At 71.5% G+C, this 6788-nt stretch carries 6 protein-coding genes and 1 pseudogene; 5 read left to right on the top strand and 2 right to left on the bottom strand.

All coding sequences use genetic code 11. The annotated features are described in order from the left end of the window. Positions 1 to 6 precede the first annotated feature (6 nt). The gene (locus tag ACIHFE_RS33625; RefSeq protein WP_400112734.1) at positions 7 to 696 is read left to right on the top strand and encodes a class I SAM-dependent methyltransferase; all 690 of its coding nucleotides are present in this window, start codon (positions 7 to 9) and stop codon (positions 694 to 696) included. A 386-nt stretch (positions 697 to 1082) separates the two neighbouring features. Next, on the top strand, positions 1083 to 3302 hold the full coding sequence (locus ACIHFE_RS33630; RefSeq protein ID WP_400112736.1) for a tetratricopeptide repeat protein: 2220 nt from the start codon (positions 1083 to 1085) through the stop codon (positions 3300 to 3302). Between the two features lie 40 nt (positions 3303 to 3342). Here the strand turns inward: ACIHFE_RS33630 and ACIHFE_RS33635 are convergent, their stop codons facing one another. Further along, positions 3343 to 4458 carry an ABC transporter substrate-binding protein gene (locus tag ACIHFE_RS33635; RefSeq protein ID WP_400112744.1) on the bottom strand — a complete coding sequence of 372 codons (1116 nt, stop codon included), beginning with the start codon at positions 4456 to 4458 and terminating at the stop codon, positions 3343 to 3345. 128 nt (positions 4459 to 4586) lie between these two features. Here ACIHFE_RS33635 and ACIHFE_RS33640 point away from each other — a divergent pair, with 128 nt between their 5' ends. Next, entirely contained in the window at positions 4587 to 4970 is a 384-nt protein-coding gene (locus ACIHFE_RS33640; RefSeq protein WP_400112737.1) for a VOC family protein, read from the top strand. 41 nt (positions 4971 to 5011) lie between these two features. Next, a complete protein-coding gene (locus ACIHFE_RS33645) occupies positions 5012 to 5377 on the top strand; it encodes a hypothetical protein (RefSeq protein WP_400112738.1) in 366 nt (121 codons plus the stop codon). 145 nt (positions 5378 to 5522) lie between these two features. Here the strand turns inward: ACIHFE_RS33645 and ACIHFE_RS33650 are convergent, their stop codons facing one another. Next, complete coding sequence (locus ACIHFE_RS33650) at positions 5523 to 6332, bottom strand: LysR family transcriptional regulator (RefSeq protein ID WP_400112740.1); 810 nt, start codon at positions 6330 to 6332, stop codon at positions 5523 to 5525. 68 nt (positions 6333 to 6400) lie between these two features. Here ACIHFE_RS33650 and ACIHFE_RS33655 point away from each other — a divergent pair. Further along, positions 6401 to 6728 (top strand): annotated as a pseudogene (locus ACIHFE_RS33655) (NAD(P)H-binding protein); the annotation flags it as partial. Between the last annotated feature and the right edge of the window lie 60 nt (positions 6729 to 6788).

Here is a 6788-nt window from a genome sequence, read left to right on the forward strand (position 1 = left end):
GCATCGATGACGACCAGCGGCACCAACCACGACAAGCGCCTCGACCAAGCGGTCATCGACGGGCAGGCCGCTTACAGCAAGCAGGCGCTCAACCTCTATGACCTCGCGGTCTACCGGGGCACCGCGCCCTTCTTCTGGCGCTGCCCGCCGGCGGTCTCCCGGAAGCTGTACGACCAGAGCGTCGGCGCCCGCCACCTGGAGATCGGTGTGGGCAGTGGCTATCTGCTCGACCACGCCCGGTTCCCGGTGCCCGACCCCAGGATCACCCTTGCCGACCTCAACCCCAACTCCCTTGCCCACACGGCCGACCGCCTGCGGCGCTACCAGGTCACCACGGTCCGCGCCAATGTCCTGGAACCCCTTCCCGTGCCGGAGAAGTCCTTCGACTCGGTGGGGATGAGCTATCTGCTGCACTGTGTCCCCGGCAGCCTGCCGGAGAAGGGCATCGCCTTCTCCCACGCCGCGGCCGCCGTCCGCCCCGGAGGAATCGTCTTCGGCGCCACCGTGCTGTCGGCCGGCGTCCCGGTGACCTTCGCGGCCCGGCAGATGATGTGGTTCCTCAACCGGACAGGCGTCTTCCATAACGAGCGGGACAACCTCAATGACCTCCGCGACCAGCTCGACAAGCACTTCGAGCGCCATGAGCTGACCGTCAGCGGCTGCGTCGGCGTCTTCCGCGCCTGGACGGCCTCCTGAGACAGCACCCCGCCCCGGTGCGGCCCGGACAGAGCTCCCGGGCCGCACCGGCCACCGGCCCCGGCACCCCTGATTCCGTTGCGCGCCGCACTCCGGGGGCGCGTGGCAGCCTCCGCCCACGCCGCCCTGCCCCCATACGCCCACGAGTTGTACGGGCGCCCCGCGCCCCCGCCCGCCGAGACCAACCGCCGCCCGCGTACCACCGGCACCCTGCTGCGCCGCATCCCCAGCACCATCCGCGGGCAACTGCCGCCGAAACACATCCTTATGGCCGTGGCCGGACTGGGACCCGGCAGTCGGCCGTCGCCCTACAAGCCGCAACTACCGCCCGCCATACTTGAAGAGCCGGGGGAGGCTGGGCGAATCGACGGGGGCGGCGGCGCGGGATGGCGGAGACCAGGCTGATCCAGGGCCGTTATCAGCTGCTCGACCGGATCGGGCGGGGCGGCATGGGCGAGGTGTGGCGGGCCCGCGACGAGTCCCTGGGCCGCCAGGTGGCCGTCAAATGCCTCAAACCGCTGGGTCCCCGGCATGAGAACTCCTATCTGCGGGTGCTGCGCGAGCGCTTCCGCCGGGAGGCCCGGGTGGCGGCCTCGCTCCAGCACCGGGGCGTCACCGTGGTCCATGACTTCGGTGAGCACGAGGGCGTGCTGTTCCTGGTCATGGAACTGCTCGACGGCCGCAACCTCAGCCAGTTGCTGGAGGACAACAAACAACACCCGCTGCCGGTAACCGAAGTCACCGAGATCGCCGAACAGGTCGGCGCCGCACTCGCCTACACCCACCGGCAGGGCATCGTGCACCGCGACCTCAAACCGGCCAACATCATGCGGCTCACCGATGGCACCGTGAAGATATGCGACTTCGGCATAGCGCGCCTGGCCCATGACATCGGCTTCACCGCCCGGCTCACCGGCGGCGGCGTCGCCATGGGCACCCCGCACTACATGTCGCCCGAGCAGATCGGCGCGGGCAGCGTGGACCACCGCAGTGACCTGTACTCACTCGGCTGTGTGCTCTATGAAATGGCCACCGGAGTACCGCCGTTCGACATGGACGACGCCTGGTCGGTGCTGGTCGGCCACCGGGACACCCCGCCGCGCCCGCCACGCGAGCACCGCCCGGAACTGCCGGTTCCGCTGGAGCGGGTGATCCTCGGGCTGCTGGCCAAGGACCCCGACGACCGCCCGGAGGACGCCGCCGAACTGGTCCGCCGGGTCGCCGAGGCCCGCCGCACGGAAGAGGTCCCCGTGCCGCGCGTACCGCCGCCGCCCCCCGTCACCGAGCCCCGACTCCCCGCCTGGGCCAAGGAGATGACCACCGGCTCCAAGGCGGTGGGCACCGACCCGCAGGCCCCCGTACCGCCCGACCCGGCGGAGGCCCTCACCGGCTCCTGGACCGCCCCCGGCCCCCGGCGCCCGGCCGGCGGCGGAACCGAACGCCCCCCGCCGCCGGCCACCCCGCTCACCGAACTCACCACCCGGCAGGACGAGGCCCTGCGGCTGTGCCAGGAGGGCCGGTGGTCCGAGGCCGGCGAGGTCCAGCGGTCGGTGGTCGCCGAACGCGAACGGCTGCTGGGCGCCGGCCACCCGGACACCCTGGCCGCCCGCTATGACCTCGGCGCCACTCTCGCCCGCCTCGGTCACCTGGACGAGGCGCTGCGCGAGTACGCCCGGACCACCGACGGCCGCTCCCGCACCCTCGGCCCGGACCACCCCGACACCCTGGCCGCCCGCCAGGAGTCCGCCCATGTACTGGGCCTGCTGGGTCGCCACTTCGAGGCCCGGGAGGTGTACGCCGCCGTGCTCGCCGCCCGGGAACGCACCCAGGGCCCCGACCATCCCGCCACCCTGCGCTGCGGCCATAACCTCGCCTTCAGCCTGGGCCGGCTGGGACGGCCGGAGGACTCCTACCGCACCGCCCTGGAGGTCGCCGCCGCCCGCGCCCGGGTACTGGGCGCCGACCACCCCGACACCCTGGTCACCCGCTGCGAAGTCGCCCATGTGCTCAGCCTGTTGGAACGGCGCCGCGACGCCCTGCGCATCTACCGCGATGTGGCCGCCGCCCGCTCCCGGGTGCTCGGCGCCGACCATCCCGACACCCTGGCCGCCCGCTATGAGGCGGGCATCTGCCTGGGCCGGCTCGGCCGGGACACCGAAGCCCTGGATGTCTTCCGCACCCTGGTCGAGGACCGCTCCCGCCTCCTGGGACCGGTCCACCCGGAAACCCTGCGCGCCCGGCACGCGGTCGGCATCAACCTCGGCCGGCTGCACCGCTGGGAGGAAGCACTCACCGAGGCCCGCGACGTCGCCGCCATCCGCGCCCGGGTACTGGGCACCGACCACCCCGACACCCTGGTCAGCCGCCGGGAGGTGGCGGTCGGCCTGGGCTGGCTGGGCCGCTGGCCGGACGCCCTGGCCGTCTACCGCGATGTCGCCCAGGCCCGCCAGCGCGTGCTGGGCGCCGACCACCCCGACGCCCTGGCCAGCCGCAATGACGAGGCCCACTGCCTGGAACAACTCGGCCGCTCCGCGGAGGCGGTCGAACTGTACCGGCAGGTGGCGGCACTTCGGCACACCCGGTCGACCCGGGAGCGGTCGGTGTAGGACGGATGGTCACCGGCTCACGGGTTCCGTCAGCGCTCCCTCAGCCGGCGTGCAGAACCCGAAAGCGATCGAGTCGCGCCGGGTCCCGGTCAACGACCTGGACCGGTGCCCAAGCCCACTGCCACACGCTGATGCCCGGTACGCGGCCGAACCGGATCGGCCCACGGGTGCCCTCGACCGCCACGCACGGCCATGACCCGGCGATGGCCGCCCGGTCCGCGCCCTGGGAACGCAGCAACGCGGCGAGCACGGCGATGCTGTCCCAGCCCTCGAAGGCCACAAAGGAGGGCGCTTCGCCCAACTGCCCGAGGAGTTCCCTCCCGACGCGCTCGCCGAGCGGACCGAGACGCTCGGGCAGATAGCGCAGGAACGGGATCCCGGCGCCGTCCTCGCCCAGCGCCGTGGCCCACTCGGCGAACTCCGGTTGTCCGGCCGGAGCGCCGATCAGGATCTCCGCCAGCCGCCGGTCGCCCCGGACGGCCCGGACAAGCGGCACCGCCGGCTCCGGATGGCCGACCAGGAGCAGGAGCGCCGTCGCGCCGTGATCGACAAGCGCGTCGCACAGCGCCTCAGGGGTGAGAGCGGTTGTGTCGAATTCGACAACGGTGCCGCCGCGGGCAGCGAGTTGGTCCCGCAGGACGCGGGTCCCGGACGCCCAGTAGACGCTCGGCTGGGTCGCCAGGGCGATCCGGCGCCGGCCCGCGCCGAGGAGGAAGTCCGCGTAGATCCGCCAGCCATGGGACTGGGCCGGGGCCAGGCGCGCGACCCACTCCGTCGGCTCCGCGGTGAGCCCGTCGAGCACCGCGGACGAGCAGAGGAACGGCACACCGAGGGCGCCGGCCCGGGCGGCGGCGGCCCGGGCCACGAAGCTGTGGTACTCACCCACCACGGCCGCCACGCCCAGGCCGGCCAGTTCGTCCATGGCCGCCGCGGCCCGCTCCGGATCGGCCGCGGTGTCCCGGACCAGTAGCTCCAGTGGCCTGCCGGCGATCCCGCCAGCGTCATTGACCTCGCGAACGGCCAAGTCCAGCCCCGCGAGCAGATGCCGGCCCGCCTCGGTCCAGCCGGGCCGCGACAGCGGGACGAGAGCACCCAGGCGGACGGAGGACCCGGCTGTGTGCTCCGCTCCGGGCGGCGATGGTGGCATGTTGACCATGCCGGTCATTGGACCCACCACCATCCCCATGGGCAACCCATTATTCGTTCGCCGAGCAGCCAAGCCGCCTTGCCGAAACAGGTATTGGACCTCTTCCTTCCACTTCCGTCCACGTACACTGACCGGCCATGGCATGCCGCATCAGTGAACTGGTCATCGACTGCGCCGATCCCGACCGGCTCGCCGCATTCTGGAGCGAGGTCCTCGGCTACGTCGAACTCGGCCGGGAGGCCGACGGAAGCATCGAAATCGGGCCGCCCGGCGTGGGCTTCGGCGGCCCGCAGCCCACCCTTGTCTTCGGCCCCAGCAGCGACCCACGGGCCGGGAAGCTCCGGCTGCACATCGACGTCAACGCCACCGACCGCGACCAGGACGCCGAGTTGGCGCGGCTGCTCGCCCTCGGCGCCAGGCCGGTCGACGTCGGCCAGACCGGCACCGAGAGCTGGCGCGTGCTGGCCGACCCGGAGGGCAATGAATTCTGCCTCCTGAACGCCCGGCTTCAGCCCCTCTGACCCGATGCGCCCTGGCCCCGGGCGGTGGCTACGCTGCCCGCATGCCTACTGCTCTTGTCATCGGTATCGATCCCCACGCCATCCCCGCCCATGCCATGCCCGGCCTCGACGCGGACGCCCTCCGAGCCACCCTGGACCAGGAGTTGAGCCGCTTCGCCGAGCACGGCATCGAGTCAGCCATGACCCTGATCACACTGGACGAGTCCGCCGAGCCCGCCATTGTCACGGCCCTGACCGAACGGCCCTGGGATGTGGTGGTGATCGGCGGCGGCATCCGCAAGCCGGAGCCGCTGCTGCCGCTCTTTGAGCAGGTGGTGAACCTGGTGCGGCGCCATGCGCCACAGGCGGCGGTCGCCTTCAACACCAGTGGCGGCGACAGCGTGGAGGCGGCGCGACGCTGGGTCTAGGGCGGGTCAGTGACACAGGGCGTACACACCGCCGCACGACAGCGGTGTGCTGACGAGCCCTCCGGCGCGTTCAGTCGGCGGCCACCTCTTGGCCGGCGAAGCCGGGAAGTTGGCCCCAGGGGCCGGTGCGGCAACGGGCAATCGCTCAGGTGCGCCGCAGCGTCGCCGTGGCGATCTCCAGGAAGTCACGCAGCAGCTTTTCGCGCCGGTCCGCTACAACGGCCAGGCAGGTCTCGATTCCTGGGGCGTCGGTGACGGGGAGGTGGACCAGGTCGGGGCGGGAGTAGGACCGGGCGACACTCAGCGGGATAAGCCCGATGCCATGCCCGGAGGCGATGAGCTCGAACTTCTCCTCAAGCGACGACGTCCGCCGCTTTGGCATATCGATCATCCGCTCGCCGTCGAGATCCGTCGAGGTGAGCTCCTGACGACACGCCAGCGGGTGCCCCGCCGGCATACAGGCGACTCTGGGCTCATGGCCGATGGGAATGATGCGCAAGCCCGACTCGTCGAACGGCCGCCGCAGATACCCGACTTGGGCGCGGCCGTCCCGCAGCGGACGGTCCGGCTCCCACCAGCGTGCCGGGACCACATCGATCTCGACGTCCGGGTGGCGCGAGGCGAACGCCCGGATCGCTTCCGACACATACAGCCCGGGGGAGAAGGCGACCGTGAGCTGTTGGAGGCCCTGATCCGCGTCCTGCACACGCCGGACCGCCGCAGCGATCGACGGGAGGATCTGCTGTGCCTCCTCATAGAGCTGTTTGCCGGCGTCGGTCAGCTCCACACTGCGCGTGGTCCGTATGAGCAGTGTGCACCCCAACTCCTGCTCCAGCGACTGGATCTGACGGCTGAGAACCGGCTGGGTGATGTAGAGCCGCTCCGCCGCCCGGCCGAAGCGCCGGTGCTCGGCCACCGTGGCGAAGTAGCGGAGCTTGCGCAGATCGAGGTCCATGCCCTGAAGGTATCAATCGCCGGAAAGGGCATTGGACGCCGTTGGATGGCCGCCCCGAGACTCGATGCATGATCGTCATCACCACTCCCACCGGCCAGATCGGCAGCCGGCTCCTGGAGATCCTCCTCGACGAGACCGGCACCACCGGCGAAGAGCTGCGCGTCATCGTGCGTGACCCCGGGAAACTCCCCGAGGCCGTCCGCGCCCGCGTCGACGTCGTCACCGGCTCGCACGGCGACGCCGAGGTCATCGACCCGGGCCTTCGCCGGCGCGGACGCCGTCTTCTGGCTGGTTCCCTCAAACACACAGGCGTCGAGCCTGGACGCCATGTACTCCGGGTTCACCAGCGTTGCCGCGAAGGCGTTTACCGGGACTCTTGCAGAAAGCCACGGCGTTCACGCCGGGGATGAATGCATCTCAAGGCTGCTCTGACGTGCACGTTAGAGCGGACGTTTT

It is taken from the genome of Streptomyces sp. NPDC052396 (genome assembly GCF_044593195.1).
Taxonomy (GTDB): Bacteria; Actinomycetota; Actinomycetes; order Streptomycetales; family Streptomycetaceae; genus Streptomyces.

Excerpts from the sequence above, each read along its gene's own strand:
- ACIHFE_RS33625 (WP_400112734.1), top strand. The coding sequence starts at position 7 with ATGACGACCAGCGGCACCAACCACGACAAGCGCCTCGACCAAGCGGTC.
- ACIHFE_RS33630 (WP_400112736.1), top strand. The coding sequence starts at position 1,083 with ATGGCGGAGACCAGGCTGATCCAGGGCCGTTATCAGCTGCTCGACCGG.
- ACIHFE_RS33635 (WP_400112744.1), bottom strand. The coding sequence starts at position 4,458 with ATGGTCAACATGCCACCATCGCCGCCCGGAGCGGAGCACACAGCCGGG.
- ACIHFE_RS33640 (WP_400112737.1), top strand. The coding sequence starts at position 4,587 with ATGGCATGCCGCATCAGTGAACTGGTCATCGACTGCGCCGATCCCGAC.
- ACIHFE_RS33645 (WP_400112738.1), top strand. The coding sequence starts at position 5,012 with ATGCCTACTGCTCTTGTCATCGGTATCGATCCCCACGCCATCCCCGCC.
- ACIHFE_RS33650 (WP_400112740.1), bottom strand. The coding sequence starts at position 6,332 with ATGGACCTCGATCTGCGCAAGCTCCGCTACTTCGCCACGGTGGCCGAG.